Source organism: Caldichromatium japonicum, from assembly GCF_011290485.1.
GTDB classification, from domain to species: domain Bacteria; phylum Pseudomonadota; class Gammaproteobacteria; order Chromatiales; family Chromatiaceae; genus Thermochromatium; species Thermochromatium japonicum.
The window spans coordinates 649331-669114 of sequence record NZ_CP048029.1 but is presented as its reverse complement, the minus strand read 5'-3'; the positions used below and the strand labels follow the sequence as shown (position 1 = coordinate 669114).

19 protein-coding genes, 1 tRNA gene and 2 pseudogenes are annotated in these 19784 nt (G+C 60.1%); all 22 read right to left on the bottom strand.

Going from position 1 to position 19784, the window contains the following annotated elements:
* Positions 1–40 precede the first annotated feature (40 nt).
* Entirely contained in the window at positions 41–991 is a 951-nt protein-coding gene (locus GWK36_RS03305) for a PQQ-dependent sugar dehydrogenase (RefSeq protein ID WP_246237652.1), read from the bottom strand.
* Positions 992–1152: 161 nt separating this feature from the next.
* On the bottom strand, positions 1153–1632 hold the full coding sequence (locus tag GWK36_RS03300; protein ID WP_166269943.1) for a glutathione peroxidase: 480 nt from the start codon (positions 1630–1632) through the stop codon (positions 1153–1155).
* 17 nt (positions 1633–1649) lie between these two features.
* Entirely contained in the window at positions 1650–2807 is a 1158-nt protein-coding gene (gene bamC, locus GWK36_RS03295; protein WP_246237651.1) for an outer membrane protein assembly factor BamC, read from the bottom strand.
* A gap of 49 nt (positions 2808–2856) precedes the next feature.
* The gene (gene dapA, locus GWK36_RS03290) at positions 2857–3732 is read right to left on the bottom strand and encodes a 4-hydroxy-tetrahydrodipicolinate synthase (RefSeq protein WP_166269942.1); all 876 of its coding nucleotides are present in this window, start codon (positions 3730–3732) and stop codon (positions 2857–2859) included.
* A 254-nt stretch (positions 3733–3986) separates the two neighbouring features.
* Complete coding sequence (locus GWK36_RS03285) at positions 3987–4157, bottom strand: hypothetical protein (protein WP_166269941.1); 171 nt, start codon at positions 4155–4157, stop codon at positions 3987–3989.
* Positions 4158–4320: 163 nt separating this feature from the next.
* A complete protein-coding gene (nuoN, locus tag GWK36_RS03280; protein ID WP_166272412.1) occupies positions 4321–5808 on the bottom strand; it encodes an NADH-quinone oxidoreductase subunit NuoN in 1488 nt (495 codons plus the stop codon).
* 39 nt (positions 5809–5847) lie between these two features.
* Positions 5848–7419 carry an NADH-quinone oxidoreductase subunit M gene (locus GWK36_RS03275; RefSeq protein ID WP_166269940.1) on the bottom strand — a complete coding sequence of 524 codons (1572 nt, stop codon included), beginning with the start codon at positions 7417–7419 and terminating at the stop codon, positions 5848–5850.
* Between the two features lie 44 nt (positions 7420–7463).
* The gene (gene nuoL / locus GWK36_RS03270; RefSeq protein ID WP_166269939.1) at positions 7464–9470 is read right to left on the bottom strand and encodes an NADH-quinone oxidoreductase subunit L; all 2007 of its coding nucleotides are present in this window, start codon (positions 9468–9470) and stop codon (positions 7464–7466) included.
* A 3-nt stretch (positions 9471–9473) separates the two neighbouring features.
* On the bottom strand, positions 9474–9779 hold the full coding sequence (gene nuoK, locus GWK36_RS03265) for an NADH-quinone oxidoreductase subunit NuoK (RefSeq protein ID WP_166269938.1): 306 nt from the start codon (positions 9777–9779) through the stop codon (positions 9474–9476).
* A 9-nt stretch (positions 9780–9788) separates the two neighbouring features.
* Positions 9789–10448, bottom strand: a complete 660-nt coding sequence (locus GWK36_RS03260; RefSeq protein WP_166269937.1) for an NADH-quinone oxidoreductase subunit J — start codon at positions 10446–10448, stop codon at positions 9789–9791.
* Between the two features lie 12 nt (positions 10449–10460).
* A complete protein-coding gene (gene nuoI / locus GWK36_RS03255) occupies positions 10461–10952 on the bottom strand; it encodes an NADH-quinone oxidoreductase subunit NuoI (RefSeq protein ID WP_166269936.1) in 492 nt (163 codons plus the stop codon).
* Positions 10953–10966: 14 nt separating this feature from the next.
* Positions 10967–12001: an NADH-quinone oxidoreductase subunit NuoH gene (nuoH, locus tag GWK36_RS03250; RefSeq protein ID WP_166269935.1), complete on the bottom strand. Its 1035-nt coding sequence runs from the start codon at positions 11999–12001 to the stop codon at positions 10967–10969.
* Positions 12002–12004: 3 nt separating this feature from the next.
* A complete protein-coding gene (locus GWK36_RS15780) occupies positions 12005–12760 on the bottom strand; it encodes a molybdopterin-dependent oxidoreductase (RefSeq protein WP_343033132.1) in 756 nt (251 codons plus the stop codon).
* A 188-nt stretch (positions 12761–12948) separates the two neighbouring features.
* Positions 12949–14334: pseudogene (nuoG, locus tag GWK36_RS15775) on the bottom strand (NADH-quinone oxidoreductase subunit NuoG); the annotation flags it as partial.
* 128 nt (positions 14335–14462) lie between these two features.
* Positions 14463–15746, bottom strand: a complete 1284-nt coding sequence (gene nuoF / locus GWK36_RS03240; protein ID WP_166269934.1) for an NADH-quinone oxidoreductase subunit NuoF — start codon at positions 15744–15746, stop codon at positions 14463–14465.
* On the bottom strand, positions 15747–16274 hold the full coding sequence (locus GWK36_RS03235; protein ID WP_166269933.1) for an NADH-quinone oxidoreductase subunit NuoE family protein: 528 nt from the start codon (positions 16272–16274) through the stop codon (positions 15747–15749).
* Positions 16274–17533: pseudogene (locus tag GWK36_RS03230) on the bottom strand (NADH-quinone oxidoreductase subunit D). The gene GWK36_RS03235 and the pseudogene GWK36_RS03230 overlap by 1 nt, the downstream one beginning before the upstream one ends.
* Positions 17526–18239, bottom strand: a complete 714-nt coding sequence (locus GWK36_RS03225; protein WP_166269932.1) for an NADH-quinone oxidoreductase subunit C — start codon at positions 18237–18239, stop codon at positions 17526–17528. The pseudogene GWK36_RS03230 and the gene GWK36_RS03225 overlap by 8 nt, the downstream one beginning before the upstream one ends.
* A 17-nt stretch (positions 18240–18256) precedes the next feature.
* Entirely contained in the window at positions 18257–18733 is a 477-nt protein-coding gene (locus GWK36_RS03220) for a NuoB/complex I 20 kDa subunit family protein (protein ID WP_166269931.1), read from the bottom strand.
* Positions 18724–19080, bottom strand: coding sequence for an NADH-quinone oxidoreductase subunit A (locus GWK36_RS03215; protein ID WP_210756847.1), 357 nt, complete (start codon positions 19078–19080; stop codon positions 18724–18726). The genes GWK36_RS03220 and GWK36_RS03215 overlap by 10 nt, the downstream gene beginning before the upstream one ends.
* A 173-nt stretch (positions 19081–19253) precedes the next feature.
* Positions 19254–19338, bottom strand: a tRNA-Leu gene (locus GWK36_RS03210).
* Positions 19339–19357: 19 nt separating this feature from the next.
* Positions 19358–19783 (bottom strand): preprotein translocase subunit SecG, encoded by a 426-nt coding sequence (secG, locus tag GWK36_RS03205; protein WP_166272408.1) that lies wholly within the window; start codon positions 19781–19783, stop codon positions 19358–19360.
* Between the last annotated feature and the right edge of the window lies 1 nt (position 19784).

Below are 19784 nucleotides of genomic sequence, written 5' to 3'. Positions count from 1 at the left end.
CCCCCGCCTAGTCTTAGGACAGGCGGCGCTTTAGGGGCTCTCAGTCGATTGGCGACAACTGCAGCAACCGCCCGTTCGGTTCGTCGGTCAACAAATAGATCAGGCCATCTGGTCCCACGCGCACGTCGCGGATGCGACCGATCCCTTCTAGTAGGCGCTCCTCTGCTATTACCTGCTGGCCATCCAGTTTTAAGCGCACCAGCAGCCGATATTTCAGTGCCCCGACCAAAAGATCCCCGCGCCAACGGCCAAAGCGTTCGCCGGTATAAAAGGCCATCCCCGAAGGGGCGATCGAGGGTGTCCAATGCCAAAGCGGTTGGGCCATGCCCTCCTTGTGTGTGTCCTCCCCGATCGGCGCCCCGCTACCATATTCGGCGCCATAGGTGATCACCGGCCAGCCGTAGTTGACGCCGGATACAAGCACATTGACTTCATCGCCCCCCTGAGGCCCATGCTCGATGATCCACACCTTGCCGCTGTCGGGATGCAGGGCCGCGCCCTGGATGTTGCGGTGACCATAGGTAAAGATCTCGGGCAAGGCGCCGGCCCGCCCGAGGAAGGGGTTGTCGGTCGGGACACGCCCATCGTCCAACAGATGTACCACTGTCCCCAGATGATCATCGAGCCGCTGCGCCCGCTCTCGGTGACCGCGATCGCCCAGGGTGACATACAGCAGTCCCTCTCGGTCGAAGACCAGGCGGGAGCCGAAATGGATGTTGCTGTCGAGCTTGGGCTGCATGCGAAAGATCACCTGCACATCGATCAGGCGATCCCCTGCCAGGCGGCCGCGCAGGACCTCGGTGCCCAGACCCTCGCGGCCGCTGCCGGCATAGCTCAGATAGACAAGGCCGTTGTCACGAAAACGCGGGTGCAAGGCCACGTCGAGGAACCCCCCCTGGCCACGCGGACGGATCTCTGGCAGACCCTGCACCGGTTCGGGCCGTAGCCGTCCACCCTCGATTAAGCGCAGCCGTCCTGGTCGTTCGGTCACCAGCAGGCGCCCGTCAGGCAGGAAGCTAAGTCCCCAGGGATGCTCTAGCCCTTGAATAAGGGTCGATACACAAAACAGATGTTCTCGGCTTGCTATCGGCTCGCAATCGGCGCGAGCGCCCAGAGCAAGAGAGAGCAACAAGACGAGTGCCCAGCCCCTGTTCACAGTAATGACTCGATTGCCGGTGTCAGGACCTTGGGCTCGACGGTGGGGGCATAGCGCCGTACCACCCGCCCCTGCCGATCGATCAGGAACTTGGTGAAGTTCCATTTGATCGCCGCGCTCCCGAGAAGGCCGGGTGCGGCCGATTTGAGATATCGATAAAGCGGATGTGTCCCCGGGCCATTGACCTCGATCTTGGCAAAGAGCGGGAAGCTGACGTCGTATTGAGTCTGGCAAAAGGCGGCGATCTCGGGCTCTGGGCCAGGCTCTTGGTTGGCGAATTGGTTACAGGGGAATCCCAATACCGCAAAACCGCGGTCGCGATAGGTGCGCCAGAGTTTTTCAAGCCCGGCGTATTGCGGGGTAAGACCGCAGCGGCTGGCGACATTGACGATGAGCAGGACCTTGCCCCGATAGTCGGCGAGCGACTGCTCCACCCCGTCGATGCGGCGGGCGCTCAATCCATAGATGCTCGTCATCAACCCATCGCCCCTCTCTAGCGAAGCTGCTCCTGGATGAGGTTAAGGATACGCTGGCCATTGGCACTGACATCGGGTTTGCCATCGGGGGCGAGGATGATCACCCGTGATTCCTTGTCATTGCTGCTGACCTTGATCTGGAATTGCTTCACCGGATCGATCTTGGGTTTATGCCAGAAGGCCAAACGCGACAGCAGCCCCGGCTTCTGCTCGGGCTGGGCATCCTGTCCGGCATAGCGCACCTCATAGAGGCCCTGGGCCTGATCGCGATCTTCGACCACAAACCCTGCGCGATCAAGCGCCGCCCCCGTCATCTGCCAAGCGCTGCGGAACTCTTGAGGGATGATGATCAGGGGCACACCGTTCTCATTGACCAGGCGACTGTTGGCGCCGATGAGCTGACCGGCAGGCATCTCGCCACCCCCCGCCTTGGACGGCGAGCCGCCCAGATAGACCATCAGGCGGCGCAGCATCTCAGCCTCCTTCTCGCGATCCGAACCGCTAGGCTCCCAGATGGTGCGCTCGGTGCTGCCCGCAATGCCGCCACTCACCAATCGCTCAGCCATACCGCGATGGGTCAATCGGATCTCGGTGGTGCTAGGGCGCAGCCCGCTCTCGATCCGCAAGGTATATTGGTCGCGGGTCGAGGTGGAGTAGAGCCCCTCAGCGACCTTGCTTACCATACGGGTGATGAAGTCCTTGCGGATCTCAGCGCGGTTGTCTAGCCAGTCGGTGCGCATCACGCCAACCGCTGGGTTTTGCTCGACGAGCAAGACCCCCTGCTCGCGCCAAAAGGCAATCACCCGCAGCCAGACGGCCTGGGGCGAAGCCTGGACCTCGAGCCATCGTTCATCGCCGCGCCGTTTCAGCTCGACATTGGGAAAACTGGGTAAGACCTCGCCGCCTTGGGCCGCTGCTTGTTGGCGCTGGGCACGCCCGCCAGCATATTCGGAAAAGGTCGCCGGGTGTTCGACGCCGCCCGGGATATCAAGGGCATCATCAAATCTGCCGGCAGACATTAGATCCGGTGGGATCTCCAGATTCTCAGCCGCCTCGCGCTGGCGCTTATAGACGAGGCGCTGATCGGGGAGACTATCCTCGATCGCGCTGAGACTACAGCCGACCAGCATCACCAGAGGGATGAGGATGGGAAGGCGCTTGAAACCTGGTTTCACGCAAAATCTCTCTTCTCAACAGGGCCGGCGTGATATGGACACGGCACTATCACAAGGCTCCGGACTGGGCCATCGCCTGACGGACACGCGCTTGGTACTCCTCGCCGAGCCAGGTCAACGGCAAACGGATGCCTGGTTCACAAAGCCCTAGGGCGGCGACGGCCCATTTGACGGGGATGGGATTCGACTGAACAAACAGATCGCGGTGCAGCGCGGCAAGCCGCTCATTCAGCACCCGGGCGCGATCGCTGTCACCCGCGAGGGCAGCCTGACACATGTCTTGCATGGCACGCGGCGCGACATTGGCGGTGACCGAGATGACGCCATCTCCGCCGTTGAGGATGAATTCGCATGCGGTTGCATCGTCGCCGCTATAGAGCGCAAACCCCGGACCACAATCGGCACGCAGGCGTACCACTCGCGCCAGATCCCCCGTCGCCTCCTTGATCCCAACGATGTTTTCGATCTCAGCCAAACGCGCAACCGTCTCAGGCAGAAGGTCACAGGCAGTCCGTCCAGGGACGTTATAGAGGATCTGTGGAATATCAACCGCCTCGGCCACCGCGCGATAATGGAGATACAAGCCTTCTTGGGTGGGTTTGTTGTAATAGGGCGTGACCAAGAGCGCAGCATCGGCGCCAGCTTCGCGCGCGCAGCGGGTCAGGACAATGGCCTCATGGGTCGAATTGGAGCCCGTACCAGCGATAACAGGGATGCGCCCCGCGGCATACTCGATCGTGCGCGCGATGACCGCACAGTGCTCATCCACATCGAGTGTGGGCGACTCGCCAGTGGTGCCAACCGTGACGATCGCGCCCGTACCCTGTGCAACATGAAAATCAACGAGTCGTTGCAGGCTCGCGTAATCAAGGGCCCCATCGGGGTGCATGGGGGTGATGAGCGCAACGATGCTGCCGCGAACCATGATTCCAATCGCTTATACCAGGCTAGATACGCGACATGGTAGCTTGCAGGGTCAGGCCGAGACAACAATCTGAGGGCACTTCTGCACAGGCAGGGTGGATGACAGGGGCGCGATCCATTTGCGGCTTTCGGTCCACTCCCTCGGCCTTGGGCATTGTTGAAATCGGCAGCTCACCCAACGGAATCGACCTTCCTACCAGCTTCGGGGAACGAAACTCGGAGCGTTCTGGAAGACGATGTCAGCGTCGGCCTGGATTAGAGAAGGAGATAAAGCCCCCGACGCTCGGCATAATGGGCGACCTTCTCTGTGATCACCATGGCCGCAACCGTGCCGTGCAGGACCTTGTCGGCATATTGGGAAAAGGCATCCTTGAAGCGCCCCAGGTATCTGAGATCCTGATCCTCGCCCACGTCATCTGTGGTCAAGCGGTTCTTACACTCGACCTCACGGCCTTGGGCGATTAGCTCGGCCAGGATGCGCTTGACGTCTTCCTAGCTGAGGTGATCTGTGGTAGGCAGGGATCACCCCTAATCAACAGAGACAAGGCCACTCGCATTTAAAAAACAACGGTAGGCGCGACCCGATCGCTCATCGAATGGCTGCTTGGCATAGCGAGAGCAAGGCCGACGGATAGATGCCAAGCACCATTAGGGCCAAACCGTTCAGCGTCATGGCCGTACGCACCCCAGCGCTGGTGTTCAGAGGCGGGGCCTCGGGTGGAGGTGGATCGAAATAGATACACTTGACTACCCGCAGGTAATAAAAGGCGCCGATGATCGAGAAGAAGACCGCCACCACAGCCAGCCACACTAGATCGATGCGCACCACGGCCTCGAGCACCAGCAGCTTGGCCATGAAGCCCACGGTCGGCGGCACTCCCGCCATTGCAAACATGATCAGGGCCATCATAGCCGCATACCAGGGATCCCGATCATTGAGCCCCTTGAGATCCTCTAGACGCTCGGCCTCGAGACCCTGATAGCTCAGGATCAGGAGGATGCCAAAGGACCCCGCCGCCATGACGGCATACACGATGGTATAGAACATGGCCGCGGCATAGCCCTGTTCTGAGCCGGACAACAGGCCCAAAAAGAGAAAGCCGACGTGTGAGATGGCCGAATAGCCGAGCATCCGCTTGATATTGCTCTGGGCGATCGCGACCAGATTACCCAGACCCATCGACAACACCGAGAGGATCATCAGCATCCCCTGCCAATCGGGATGCAGGCTGGACAATGCCTCGATCAGGATGCGCACGGCCAGAGCCAAGGCCGCGATCTTGGGCGCACTGCTGAGGAACAGGATGGCAGGTGTTGGTCCACCCTCATAGACATCGGGGACCCACATATGAAAGGGCACGGCGCCAAACTTAAAGCCGATCCCGATCACTAAGAACACCAGCCCGAAGACCAAGACCGCGTTGTCCATCCCTTGTCTGGCTACAGCCTCGGCGACGGGGCCAAAGACGATTGAGCCGGTCGCGCCGTAGATCATCGAGATGCCATACAGCAACAGCCCCGATCCCAAAGCCCCTAACACGAAGTATTTCATCGCCGCCTCGGCGCCTCGCGCCGAATCGCGCTCGAAGGCAACCAGGGCATAGAGCGCCAGCGCCTGGAGCTCCAGGCCCAGATACAAGGCCAGGAAGCTATTGGCCGAGACCATGATCAGCATCCCTAAGAGCGCCAGCAGACCCAAGGCATAAAACTCGCCCATCAAGAGGCTACGCACCTCGAGCCAGGGCCGGATATAGACAAAGGCCAGGATGCCGACGATCAGAATGCTGCCCCGCAGCAGGTCGGTGAAGGCGTCGCGGACCAGATGGCCATCGAACAGGATTTGAGGCGCGCCACCACCTATGAAACCGGTCAATCCCAAGGCGAGCATCAATCCGAGCAAAGTCAGGCTATGGTTGAAACCCCGGCGGGGGCTGGCAGACTGTTGGCCGTCTTCGCGGACTAGCCCTGGGTTCGCCCGCTGATCGTCGAAAAGATCCACCATCAACACCAGCGCCGCACTGATCAGGATGGCCATCTCGGGAAGGATGGAGAACAACTGCTCGAGCGCAAACGACATAGGCATGCTGAAACCTTGATATTCGATTGTCTGGAATCCTTAGGGCAGACGGGTAGCGACCCGTTCGGCTATCGGTAAGACACACCCATTGCGCTCAGCTTCGGGGAGCTTACAGGCGCTCGCCTGGGCAACCAGGTGTTCGACCGAGGCATGCATGACCTCGACCAGGGGCGCGGGCCAGAGACCAAAAAACAAGACCACGACGCCCAGGGCACCGAGATTGATCCGCTCGCGTAGATCGAGATCCTGCAGGGCGGCGATCTTGTCGTTCTTGACTGGCCCAAAGATCACCCGCTTGACCATCCAGAGGGTGAAGGCCGCAGCCAGGATCAGGGTTGTTGCGGCCAGCAGTGCCCACCAGAAATTAGCCTTGAAGGTTGCCAGGATCACCATGAACTCGCCGACGAAACCCGAGGTCCCGGGCAGCCCGGCATTGGCCATGGCAAAAAAGACCATCGCCGCCCCAAACCAGGGCATGGTATTGACCACCCCGCCATAGTCGGCGATCCGGCGCGAGTGGATGCGGTCATAGAGCACCCCGACGCACAAGAATAGGGCCCCGGAGATAAAGCCATGCGAGATCATCTGGACCATCCCGCCCTCGATCCCCATGACCGCCCCCTCTACGGCGCTGGATCGCAGCGCAAGGGCAAAGACAAGGAAAAAGCCCAGGGTGGCAAACCCCATGTGGGCGATCGAGGAATAGGCGATGAGCTTTTTTAAGTCATCCTGGACAAGGGCGACAAGGCCGATATAGATGATGGCGATCAGCGACAGGGCGATGACAAGCCAGGCGAGCTCTGCGGATGCGTCCGGGGTGATCGGCAAGGAAAAACGCAAAAAGCCATAGCCGCCGATCTTTAACATGATCGCCGCCAGGATCACCGAGCCACCGGTCGGGGCCTCGACATGGGCATCCGGCAGCCAGGTATGCACCGGCACCATGGGCACCTTGACGGCAAAGGCGATGAAAAAGGCCAGAAAGATCAGGAGCTGGGCAGTGAATCCCAGCTTAAGCGCATGAAAATCCAAGATGCTGAAGCTGCCCGCCTGGCGATAGAGATAGATCAAGGCGACCAGCATGAAGACTGAACCTAAAAAGGTATAGAGAAAGAACTTGATGGTGGCATAGACCCGGTTTGGCCCACCCCAGACCCCGATGATGATAAACATTGGGATCAGCATCGCCTCCCAAAACACATAGAACAGCACCGCATCGAGCGCCGAGAAGACCCCGACCATCAGGCCTTCCATGATCAGGAAGGCGGCCAGATACTGGGTCTGCTTATAGTCGATCACCTCCCAACCGGCGATGACCACGAAGATGGTCACAAAGGTCGTCAGCACGATCAGCGGCATTGAGATGCCATCGACGCCCAAGAAATATTCGGCCTTGAAGCTCGGGATCCAGGGCGCGCGCTCGACAAATTGCATCTCGGCGGTCGTCGGATCAAACCCAATCCACAGCCCAAGGCTGATGGCAAAGGTCAGCAGCGCAAAGACCAGGGCCATCCAACGGCCCAGGGTCCGCTCTTGCTCGCCATTGGCCAGAACCACGAGCCCGCCGATGATCGGCAGCCAGATGCTGAGGGTCAGCAGGGGCAGAATCATGCCAGTCCTCTTTTCTATAAAGCCTTTAGCCTTGTATAAAGCCTTTAGCCTTGCCCAACGAACAGCAGCAAACCGACGAGTCCCGCGATCATCGCCAGCGCATAGTGATAGAGATAACCGGTCTGGAGATGGCGAAAGCGCAAGGCTAGGCGCCCGACGGTCTGCGCCGAGCCGTTGACCAAGGCCCCATCGATCAGGGTGAGATCGCCCTGGATCCAGAGCGCCCGGCCTACCCCGACCCCGCCTCCGGCAAAGACGCGCTGATTGAAGTCATCGAAGCCATATTTGTTCTGCAAGACCCGTGCGACCGGGCCGGTGAGCGCCTGGACCAGCTCGTCGATGCGCGGATTCCATGCCTGCAACACCCACCAGATCAGCGCCGCGAGCGCCAGCCCACCCATCGCCAGATAAAACGGCAGGCCGTGTATCCCATGCTCGACGAAGGCCTGGACCCCATGCCAATGTGCCCGCAGCTCATGCAGGCTGTCATGGGCCTGGACAACGACGAATGGGCTCCAAGTGCCCGTCATCCACCAGTCATGAATCAACAAGGGCTCGACGGTAAGCCAGCCGATCGCAATTGAGGGCAGGGCAAGCAGGATCAGGGGGACCGTCACCACTGCAGGCGATTCGTGTAGATGGTGGCGGGTGTGCTCATCCATCCGTGGCTGGCCGTGAAAGACCAGGAAATACATGCGAAAGCTATAGAGCGCGGTCACAAAGACCCCGACCGTGAGCAGGACCCACGCATAACCCGCGCCGAACAGCTCGGAATGACCGACCGCCTCGATGATGGCATCCTTCGAGAAAAAGCCCGAAAAGCCAGGGAAACCGATCAAGGCCAGCGAACCGATCAAGGCAGTGAGCCAAGTGATCGGCATATAGCGCCTGATGCCGCCCATCCCGCGGATGTCTTGATTGTGATGCAGGGCAATGATCACCGAGCCGGCGGCCAAAAAGAGCAGGGCCTTGAAAAAGGCATGGGTCATGAGATGAAAGATACCCGCAGCATAGGCCGAGGCCCCGAGCGCCGCCACCATATAGCCGAGCTGGGAGAGGGTTGAATAGGCGATGACGCGCTTGATGTCGTTTTGTACCAGGCCCACCAAACCCATCATGAAGGCCGTGGTCGCGCCGATGATCAGGATGAAGCTCAAGGCCGTCTCGGAGAGCTCATAGAGCGGCGACATGCGCGCCACCATGAAGACACCGGCGGTAACCATGGTCGCGGCATGGATCAAGGCCGAGATCGGGGTCGGGCCCTCCATCGAATCGGGCAGCCAGACATGCAAGGGCATCTGTGCCGATTTACCCATGGCCCCGATAAACAGCAGGACACAGATCAGCGTGATCAAGGAGACACCGCCCAGGATCGGTACCTGGGCATCGGCCAATTGGGGGGCGCGGGCGAAGGCCTCTGTGTAATCCAGGGTTCCGAAATACATGGCGACTGCGGCGATCCCCAGGATAAACCCGAAATCGCCCACGCGGTTGACGATGAAGGCCTTGAGATTGGCGAAGATCGCGCTCTCACGGGTGGACCAAAAGCCGATCAACAGATACGAAACCAGGCCCACGGCCTCCCAGCCGAAGAACAATTGCAAAAAGTTATTCGCCATCACCAGCATCAGCATCGAAAAGGTAAAGAGCGAGATATAGCTGAAGAACCGCTGATAGCTATTGGTGCCGGCGCGCGAATCCTCTGGCCAATTGTGCTCGTCATCGGCCATATAGCCGATGGTATAGATATGGACCATGAGCGACACAAAGCTCACGGTCGCCATCATCACCGCGGTGAGCTTATCGACCAGAAAGCCGACCTCAAAGCGCATCCCACTCGAGACCAGCCAGGTATAGACCGGGCCATCGAAGACCTCGGCCCCGCCAGAGATAAAGCGCGCCAAGACCCAAAAGGAGAGGAGGGTCGAGATGGCGACACCTGCAATCGTGACCCGATGCGCCCAACAGCACCCGATCCGCCAGCCAAATAGACCAGAGACGATCGAGCCAACCAGGGGGGCAAGGACAATGGCGAGATAAATGGTCTTCATACATCAACCCTTCAGCGCATCCAAATCCTCGATGTTGATGGTGCGCCGGTTACGGAAAAGAACGACCAGGATCGCCAGGCCGATGGCGGATTCGGCGGCTGCAACCGTCAGGATAAAGAAGACAAAGACCTGACCCGTCATGTCACCGAGGAAATGGGCAAAGGCGACAAAGTTTATATTGACCGCCAGAAGCATGAGCTCGATGCACATCAAGATCAGGATCAGGTTCTTGCGGTTTAAAAAGATCCCAGCGACCGCGATGGCAAACAACAGCCCGCCGAGGATCAGATAGTCCGAGAGCGCAATCATAGGTTCCCCTTAAGCGGTTGGCCTTCCAGCCTCTTGTCGAGATCCCTGATCTGTCAGGGGGGCGGGGGCCGCGACATCCTCTACAGGCATCCGTACAAGACGGATCCGTTCGGAACGTTGGACCCGGATCTGATGGAGCGGGTCGGGTGAACGGTTATCGGGACGGCGGCGCAGGGTCAGCCGGATCGCAGCGACGATGGCCAGCAGCAAGATCACAGCGGCGATCTCGACCGGATAGACATGGACCGTATAGAGCAGACGCCCGAGTTCGCGTGTGTTATCGATCTCTGGACCCAAGGGCGCGGGTGGAGGGAAATGGGCAAAACCGAAATGCGAGGGTCCGACCAAAAGCAGGATCTCGACGGCCATGAGCGCAGCGATCAAGAGCGCAAGCGGCAGATTCCTGACGAATCCGGCACGCAGCACTGCCAGATCGATGTCGAGCATCATGACCACGAATAAGAACAACACCATCACTGCCCCGACATAGACCAGGACCAAGACGATCCCCAAAAACTCGGCCTCGAGCAAAATCCACAGGGCCGCACTGGTGACAAAGGTCAAAACTAGAAATAAAACGGCATGGACTGGATTCTTGCGGCTCACGACCATCACCGCCGACCAGAGGGCGATGACAGCAAAGAGATAAAAGATCAGCTTCTGGGCCATGGGGTCTTTCGCTCAACGATAGGGGGCATCGGCGGCGCGGGCGATCTCGATCTCGGCCTCATATTTGTCGCCGATGGCCAAAAGCATCTCCTTGGTCAGGACATGCTCGCCGCGTCTTTCAAAGTGATACTCATAGACATTGGTCTCGACGATCGAGTCCACCGGACAGGACTCCTCGCAGAAGCCGCAATAGATGCACTTGAAGAGATCGATCTCATAGCGGGTGGTGCGGCGCGAGCCATCGGGGCGCGGTCCGGCCTCGATGGTGATGGCCAGTGCCGGACAGACCGCTTCACAGAGCTTGCAAGCGATGCAGCGCTCCTCCCCATTGGGATAGCGGCGCAGGGCATGGAGCCCGCGGAAACGCGGCGAGAGCGGCGCCTTTTCTTCTGGATACTGAACGGTGAACTTGCGCTGGAAAAGATATCTGCCGGTGAGCGCAAGCCCTTTGAAGAGCTCGATCAGGAATAGGCTCTTGAGATAGTCGCGCGCGGCTTGCCACATCGCTGAACTCCGCATCAAACCGACCACCAGGGCGGGAGACGATAGATGACCGCAGCCCCCACGACCAGGATCCAGACGATCGTGATCGGGATAAAGACCTTCCAACCTAGGCGCATGATCTGGTCATAGCGATAGCGCGGGAAGGTCGCCCGCAGCCACAAGAAGAGAAACATGAAGAAAAAGGTCTTGAGGAGCAGCCAATGAAAGCCATCACCCAAGAGCCAATGATCGCCGGTCCAGGTATGAGGCAAGGGCGACAGCCAGCCGCCGAAGAACATGAGCGCGGTCAAAGCCGAGATCAGGACCATGTTGGCATATTCGGCGAGGAAAAAGACGGCGAATGCCATCCCTGAATATTCGACATGGAAACCGGCGACGATCTCGGACTCACCTTCTGCGACATCAAAGGGCGCGCGGTTGGTCTCGGCCACCCCCGAGATGAGATAGACACCAAAGAGCGGCAGGAGCGGCAGCCAAAACCAAGTGAAGAGATGGCCCTTTTGCGCCTCGACGATGGCGCCGAGGTTCAGGCTGCCAGCGGCGACTAGGACCCCGACCAACGCAAAACCCATGGCGATCTCATAGGCTACCATCTGCGCCGCCGAGCGCATGGCCCCAAGTAGGGCATATTTGGAGTTCGATGACCAGCCGGCGATGATGATCCCATAGACCCCAAGTGAGCTTAAGGCCAGGATATAGAGCAAACCGGCATTGATGTCGGCGAGGACCAGACCCTCATCGAAGGGGAAAACCGCCCAGACAGAGAGCGCAGGGACGATGGCGATCAGAGGGGCGAGCAAAAACAGGGTCTTATCGGCGCGGGTAGGGATGACGATCTCCTTCATCAGGAGTTTGACCGCGTCCGCGATAGGCTGGAGCAGACCCCGCCAGCCGACCCGATTGGGCCCGATACGGATCTGGATATAGCCGATCACCTTGCGCTCGGCATAGGTGTAATAGGCAACAAGCGCCAAAAGCGGCAGAAGGATAGCCGCGATCCCCAACAGGATCTGGAGTAAACGCGGGAGATCTTCCCAGAGTTCGATCATGGCTTAACTCTCTGCCTGTCTATTCAAACGTGCGACCACAACCGGCCCGATCATCGCGCCTAGCGATTCACTGCCGCAGACAGCCGCTGGCAGGGCGATCACACCCAACGGAATTTGGGCATCGATCAAGACCGGCGCCTTACCTTCGGCCTCGCCCTGTTTGATCCGCACCCAATCGCCCTCGGCGAGGCCCAATTGGGCAGCCTGCTCAGGATGCAGCCGGGCGACCCATTCGGCGCCAGGCATCTGGGAGAGCGCCCGTGCGCGCCGGACCAAGGGGTCGAGCCGATAGATCGGCACGTGGGCCACCCGGATCAGGGCAGGACCCTCGGCGATCCAGGCTCCAGGTTCCCAGTGCGCCGCCCGCGGGCGGTTATCTGGGGTGGCGGTCGCGCACAGGGCGGCGAGCTCTTCGCGCACCTCGGCGCTGTCCTGATATTCAAACCCAGATAGATCGAGGAGATTGCCGAGCACCCGCAGGACCTTCCAGCCAGGTCGCGCCTCGCCCGGCGGCATCACCGCCCCGGCAAACGACTGCCAGGTCGCATTGGCATTGACGAAGGTGCCCGAGGTCTCGGCGAAGGCCGCGATCGGCAGCAAGATATCGGCCAGATCGCGCAATACAGGGGCATCATAAGACGAACAGGCGACGACGCACTCAGCCCGCTCACAGCCTTGGCGCGCGCGCTGGGGATCGATAAGATCCAGATCCGGCTCGAGCCCCCAGAGCACCAATGACTGTAAGGGCTGATCGAGCATGGCACCAGCCGACCAACCCGGCTGAGGATCGGGATGGGCACCCGCTTGGATTGCCGGATGGACACCCGCCCAGATGCCGCTCCGATGCTATTGGCCGCCGCTGGCAGATACCCGAGCCGCAGCCCTGCCCCCTCGGCGATCAGGTCGGCCAGGGTGCGCAGCAGGCCATAGTCTGGGTGCGCCTGGGCCAGGGTCCCAAGCAATACGATGCCCTCGCCCTCTGCCTGAAACAGCGCGCGCGCGATCGTCTCATGCGCCTCACTCGGCTCAGCGGCCCCGATGAGATCAGCGAGGAGCCCACCACCCTGCACCGCAAGCGCACGCGCGATGGCCGCCAGGTCGCGCAGCATGCTGGCCGGCGTCCCGAGCAATTGGGTGGCACGATGATGGAGCTCCAGACCCAGCGGGTTGATGCAGATGACCTCAGCGCCCGCGAGCGCTGCCTGACGGATGCGGTGGGCGAGCAGCGGCTGCTCATGCCGGATGTGGCTGCCGATGAGGAGGATCGCCTGCTGCTTGGGCAGATCGGAGACCGCCACCCCCAACCAGGGAAACAGCGGGTCTGCAGCATCGGCGCGGAAGTCCTGTTGGCGAAGGCGATGATCGATGTTACTGCTGCCCAGGCCGCGCATGATACGCGCCGAAAGATATAGCTCCTCAAGGGTGGCATTAGGCGCCATCAGCCAGCCGAGGCGGGCAGGTTCAGCGGCCTTGAGGCGCTCGGCAACCAGGTGCAGTGCCTCGCCCCAGTCTGCCTCCTGCCAGCGACCATCGCGCTTGATCCAGGGCCGAGTCAAGCGGTCAGGGCTATTCAGACCCTCATAGCTGAACCGATCTCGATCCGCGATCCAGGTCTCATTGACCGCCTCGTTGTCGCGCGGATGCACGCGCATCACCCGATTGCGCCGGACATGCAGGCTGATGTTTGCGCCTAGGCCGTCGTGCGGCGCGATACCGTCGCGCGCGGTCAGCTCCCAGGGGCGGGCGGTGAAGCGATAGGGTTTGGAGGTCAGAGCGCCCACTGGACAGAGGTCGATGACATTACCCGAGAGCTCATGGGTCACGAGCTGGCCGACAAAGGTGCCGATGCGCATCTTCTCGCCGCGTCCGGTCGCCCCTAACTCGCGCACACCGGCAACCTCGGCGCAGAAACGCACACAGCGGGTGCAATGGATACAGCGGGTCATCTCGGTGGCGATGAGCGGCCCCAGGTTTTCGTCCTCAACGACGCGCTTGCCCTCGGCAAAGCGGGAAAAGGCACTGCCATAGCCCAGGGCGACGTCTTGCAGCTCGCATTCGCCACCCTGATCGCAGATGGGACAGTCGAGCGGATGATTGATCAGCAAAAACTCCATGGTCCCGCGCTGGGCCTCGATGGCCTTGGGCGAGCGCGTCCACACCCGCATCCCCTCGACCACCGGGGTGGCGCAGGCCGGGACGGGCTTAGGAAAAGGGCGCCCACCCTGCTCCACCTCAACGAGACACATCCGGCAATTGGCGGCGATCGACAGCTTTTTGTGATAGCAGAACCTGGGGATGGAAATCCCCTCGCGGTCGGCGACCGCGATGATCATCTCGCCGGGGTCTGCCTCGTAGGGGCGGCCATCGATCTCGATCTTGAGCTTGTCCGTCATCACAGCCTGATTCGATATGGGTAGAGGGTATATACGCCTCTCACGGCCTTGGGTGCGCCATGCACACCCTACTGCTCGGCAAGGCTTCGCCGATGTTCGATCATGTAGGCAAACTCGTGCCGGTAATGCTTCAAAAAGCTTTGTACCGGCATAGCCGCGGCATCGCCGAGTGCACAGATGGTCCGCCCGCCGATACGCCCCGCCACGCTCTCGAGCAGCTCCAAGTCTTCGGGGCGGCCTTGTCCATCGAGGATGCGCTTGAGGATGCGCACCAGCCAGCCTGTCCCCTCGCGGCAGGGGGTGCACTGGCCGCAGGACTCGTGCATATAAAAATGCGCCAGGTTATAGAGCACCCTGACCATGCAGGTGCCCTCAGCGATGACGATGACTGCCCCTGAGCCGAGCATAGAGCCCGCGCGGGCGATGGAGTCATAGTCCATCTCGACCTCGAGCATCACCTCGCCTGGGACCACAGGCACGGAAGAACCACCGGGGATCACCGCCTTGAGCTTGCGCCCGTCCTTGACCCCGCCCGCCATCTCGAGTAGGGTCTTAAAAGAGGTCCCTAGCGGGACCTCGAAGTTGTTCGGGCGATTCACATGGCCGGTGACCGAGAAGATCTTTAAACCCCCGTTATTTGGACGGCCCTGTTCGAGGAACCATTGGCCGCCCCTTTCCAGGATCACCGGTATGGAGGCCAGCGATTCGGTATTATTGATGGTGGTTGGCCGCCCATAGAGCCCATATTGCGCGGGGAATGGGGGTTTGAAGCGCGGCTGACCCTTTTTGCCCTCAATGGATTCAAGCAGGGCCGTCTCCTCACCGCAGATATAGGCCCCGGCGCCATAATGGGTATAGAGATCGAAATCAATCCCCGAGCCCTGGATGTTGCGCCCCAATAATCCAGCCGCATAGGCCTCTGCAAGGGCCGCCTCGAAGCGGGCGATGGGCTCATAGAACTCGCCGCGGATATAGTTGTATCCGACGGTTGCCCCGATACAGTAGCCGGCGATCGTCATCCCTTCGATCACCTGATGTGGGTTATAGCGCAGGATGTCACGGTCCTTGCAGGTCCCAGGCTCACCTTCGTCCGAGTTACAGACGATATATTTCTGACCTGGCACCTGACGCGGCATGAAGGTCCATTTGAGCCCTGTCGGGAAGCCTGCCCCACCGCGCCCACGCAACGCCGAACGCTTGATCTCATCGATCAGGGTCGCGGGGTCTGGACGTTCGCGCAGGATGCGCTCCCACTGCGCATAGCCACCGAGATCGCGGTAGGCGGCGAGGGTATGCCGGACCTCGGGATCGAGATGCAGGGTGCGAAGGCAGACGCTGTTTTGTTCGAGCATTTAGTCGAGCCCCTCGATCAGCCGGTCGAGCGCCTCAGGCGTCAGGCGTTCGTGATAGACCTTGTCGATCAAGACCACGGGTGCATCGCGACAAGCGCCCAGACACTCGACTTCCTTGAGCGTAAAGCGCCCATCTGCGCTTATCTCACCGGGTTTGACCCCGTATTGATGCTCGACATGGGCGATCAGCGCCTCTGAGCCGTTGAGCATGCAGGAGATGCTGTTGCAAACACAGACCTTGTGCCGACCCTGAGGCTTTAAGTCATACATGCTATAAAAGGTCGCGACCTCATAGACCGCAATCGGTGGCATGTCGAGATAGGCCGCAACCCGATCCATGAGCTCGGTCGTCAACCAGCCACCGTTGGCATCCTGGACGATGGTCAAGGCGGCCATAACCGCCGATTGCTTCCATTCGGGTGGATATTTGGCAATCTGGGCATCGATCGCCGCGCGGATCTCAGGACCAAACAGGGTCTCTTTGTCGATTCTGTGATCGACGGTCAAGGGGGTATTGCGCAAGCTCATCAGCGATCGATCTCCCCGAAGACGATATCCAGCGTCCCGATGATGGCTACTACATCGGCCAGCATGTGACCGCGCGCCATCTCATCGAGAGCGGCGAGATGGGCAAACCCGGGGGCGCGCACCTTCAAGCGATAGGGCTTATTGGCACCATCCGAGACTGAGGTAACAGCCAAACTCGCCTTTGGGCGCCTCGACCGCGGCATAGACTCTCACCGGGCGGCGGGGCAATAGCCCTCAGTAAAGAGCTTAAAGTGATGGATCAGGGCCTCCATGCTGTGTTTGAGTTCTTCGCGTCTGGGGGGGAAGACCTTGGGGTCATCGATCGCCACCGGCCCTGGATGGGCGCGCAGCCAATCGACGCATTGACGGATGATGCGGGTAGATTGACGCATCTCCTCGATGCGCACCAGATACCTGTCATAACAGTCGCCATTGACCCCGACCGGCACATCGAAGTCGACCAGGTGATAGGCGGCATAGGGCTGTTTCTTGCGCAGGTCCCAGGCGATCCCTGAGCCGCGCAGCATGGGCCCGGTAAACCCGAGCTGGAGTGCGCGCTCGGGCGAGACCACCCCGATCCCGACCGTGCGCTGTTTCCAGATGCGATTGTCGGTGAGCAGGGTCTCATATTCATCGACATGCCTGGGGAAGCGCTCGGTGAAGTCCTCGATGAAATCGAGGAGCGAGCCCGCGCGCGCCGCATTGCGCTGAGCAATCTCCTCGGCGCTGTGCCACTTGGTCGGACCCTGATAGCGCGGCATCTGGTCAGGGAGGTCCCGGTAGACCCCGCCAGGGCGGTAATAGGTGGCATGCATGCGCGCTCCCGAGACTGCCTCATAGCAATCCATCAGGTCCTCACGGTCGCGGAAACAATACAAAAAGACGCTCATGGCGCCGATGTCGAGGGCATGCGCACCTAGCCACATCAGGTGATTCAGGATCCGCGTGATCTCATCGAACAGGGTGCGGATGTAATGGGCGCGCAGCGGGGGGTCGATCCCCAAGAGCTTTTCAATCGCCCGCACATAGCCGTGCTCATTGCACATCATGGAGACATAGTCCAGCCGATCCATATACCCGATCGACTGGTTATATGGCTTGGACTCGGCGAGCTTCTCGGTCCCGCGATGTAAAAGCCCGATATGCGGGTCGGCGCGCTCGATGACCTCGCCGTCCATCTCCAGCACCAGGCGCAAGACCCCATGCGCCGAGGGGTGCTGGGGCCCGAAGTTGATCGTGTAATTGCGGATCTCAGCCATCTGTTCTCCCCTCGCCTGCCGTCCGCCCCGCATAGCGGGCATCAGCGCGGATCACCCGCGGGACCAGGACGCGCGGCTCGATTGAGACCGGCTCATAGACCACACGCCCAAGCTCTGGGTCATAGCGCATCTCGACATGTCCGCTCAAGGGGAAATCCTTGCGGAAGGGATGGCCGACGAAGCCGTAGTCGGTGAGGATGCGGCGCAGATCAGGGTGATTTCTAAAGAGGATCCCGAACAGGTCAAAGGCCTCGCGCTCGAACCAATTGGCCGCATCCCAGACCTCGACCAGGGAATCGATGATCGGTTCATCTGCCCTGAGATAGGCGCGCAGGCGCAACCGCCAGTTGTGGCTTAAGGACAACAGATGCACCACGACCGCAAAGCGCTGGGGATGCTCGAGGGCGAGCCCTTGGTCGCGCTCGACACCGCGCCCAAAGCCGGTATAGCTCGCCTCTTCCGTCTCCCATTCCGATCGCCCATAGGCCGCATAATCAACGCCGCAGAGATCGATGAGCTGCTCGAAGCCAAATGTCTCGCCATCCCGCAGTGTTTGTGCCGTCTCGACCCAGCGCTCAGACGGCGTAATCAGGGTCAGCTCGTGATCGGTATCGATCAGCTCGTATGTCGGCCCTGGAAAGCATTCACGCAGGATCGCAGCAAGCCTGTCGATCCGTGAAGGGCGGCTGGGGATAGAGCTTGCCATGTCTGGGAAACTACAACCTAGCGGGCAATGGTGTTGGTACGGCGGATCTTATCCTGGAGCTGCAAGATCCCATAAAGCAGGGCCTCAGCAGTCGGCGGGCAGCCAGGGACATAGATATCGACCGGCACGATCCGGTCGCAGCCGCGTACAACCGAATAGGAATAGTGGTAATAACCTCCGCCATTGGCGCAGGACCCCATGGAGATCACCCAGCGCGGCTCGGCCATCTGGTCATAGACCTTGCGCAAGGCCGGTGCCATCTTGTTGACCAGGGTACCGGCCACGATCATGACATCCGACTGGCGTGGGCTGGGGCGAAAGATGATGCCGAAACGGTCGAGGTCATAGCGCGAGGCGCCGGCATGCATCATCTCAATCGCGCAGCAGGCCAGGCCAAAGGTCATGGGCCACAGCGATCCCGTCCGTGCCCAATTGATCAATTGATCGGCGGTCGTGGTGACGATGCCCTCTTCAAACAGACCCTCTATTCCCATTCCAGCGCCCCTTTTTTCCACTCATAGATGAAGCCCACGACCAGGATACCGAGGAAGATCGCCATGGACCAAAAGGCATAGGCACCGACGTCGACAAGCGCCACCGCCCAAGGAAACAGAAATGCGATCTCGAGATCGAAGATGATGAAGAGAATGGCGACGAGATAATAGCGGACATCGAACTTCATCCGCGCATGCTCGAAGGCCTCGAAGCCGCATTCATAAGGCGAATCCTTAGCTACATCAGGGCGTCGCGGGCCGAGCAGATAGCCAAGCACCAGAGGGCCGGCCCCCACAAGCATTACGACCAGGATGAAGACGAGAATGGGCAAATAATGGTCGAGCACTCTATTACCTTTGCCTGATGCGCACGGTAGAGGATCAAAGTCTAGTGCACCATTTCGACCGCTGTCAATTCGCGACCCAATTCAAACTATTTGATTTTACAAGGTATTTGACAAAAAACGCCCATAGAAAAACGGCGCCTCACCTGCAGGCAAGGCGCCGTTTTTTATGTGCATGGTGCCGACGGCCAGACTCGAACTGGCACGGCTTGCGCCACTACCCCCTCAAGATAGCGTGTCTACCAATTTCACCACGTCGGCCAAATAGCATGTCATTGAATCATTGTTGCGCCGGGCCGTTTGCTTGATGAGTTCCTGGCGGCGCTGGAACATCGGTACCCGGCGCCGACCCACCCCCATCAGTTGAAACCGAAGGGACATCCGAATCCGCGCCCGGCGCTACGGCCTTAACCGGCGTATCTGGAAGGCTTTGAGGAATCTCTATTTTATCCATCAAACCCGGCGCATTGCCAGTCCGAGCTGCATAATAGGCCAATCCCATGCTCGTCAAAAAGAAAAGGGTGGCCAGGATAGCGGTCAGCCGGCTTAGAAAAGATCCGGAGCCGCGGGCGCCGAAAACGGTTGCAGATGCCCCACTGCCGAAGGCCGCACCTGCGTCGGCGCCTCGACCGTGTTGAATCAAGATCAAAGCAATCAAGGCGACCGATAAAAGGACCTGAAGGATGCTCAGGATCGTTTGCATGATT

Coding starts and splice junctions, on each gene's coding strand:
- GWK36_RS03300 (WP_166269943.1), bottom strand. CDS start 1,632: ATGACGAGCATCTATGGATTGAGCGCCCGCCGCATCGACGGGGTGGAG.
- dapA (WP_166269942.1), bottom strand. CDS start 3,732: ATGGTTCGCGGCAGCATCGTTGCGCTCATCACCCCCATGCACCCCGAT.
- nuoN (WP_166272412.1), bottom strand. CDS start 5,808: ATGTCGTTTGCGCTCGAGCAGTTGTTCTCCATCCTTCCCGAGATGGCC.
- GWK36_RS03275 (WP_166269940.1), bottom strand. CDS start 7,419: ATGATTCTGCCCCTGCTGACCCTCAGCATCTGGCTGCCGATCATCGGC.
- nuoL (WP_166269939.1), bottom strand. CDS start 9,470: ATGAAGACCATTTATCTCGCCATTGTCCTTGCCCCCCTGGTTGGCTCG.
- nuoK (WP_166269938.1), bottom strand. CDS start 9,779: ATGATTGCGCTCTCGGACTATCTGATCCTCGGCGGGCTGTTGTTTGCC.
- GWK36_RS03260 (WP_166269937.1), bottom strand. CDS start 10,448: ATGGCCCAGAAGCTGATCTTTTATCTCTTTGCTGTCATCGCCCTCTGG.
- nuoI (WP_166269936.1), bottom strand. CDS start 10,952: ATGTGGCAAGCCGCGCGCGACTATCTCAAGAGCCTATTCCTGATCGAG.
- nuoH (WP_166269935.1), bottom strand. CDS start 12,001: ATGATCGAACTCTGGGAAGATCTCCCGCGTTTACTCCAGATCCTGTTG.
- GWK36_RS15780 (WP_343033132.1), bottom strand. CDS start 12,760: ATGCTCGATCAGCCCTTACAGTCATTGGTGCTCTGGGGGCTCGAGCCG.
- nuoF (WP_166269934.1), bottom strand. CDS start 15,746: ATGCTCGAACAAAACAGCGTCTGCCTTCGCACCCTGCATCTCGATCCC.
- GWK36_RS03235 (WP_166269933.1), bottom strand. CDS start 16,274: ATGAGCTTGCGCAATACCCCCTTGACCGTCGATCACAGAATCGACAAA.
- GWK36_RS03225 (WP_166269932.1), bottom strand. CDS start 18,239: ATGGCAAGCTCTATCCCCAGCCGCCCTTCACGGATCGACAGGCTTGCT.
- GWK36_RS03220 (WP_166269931.1), bottom strand. CDS start 18,733: ATGGGAATAGAGGGTCTGTTTGAAGAGGGCATCGTCACCACGACCGCC.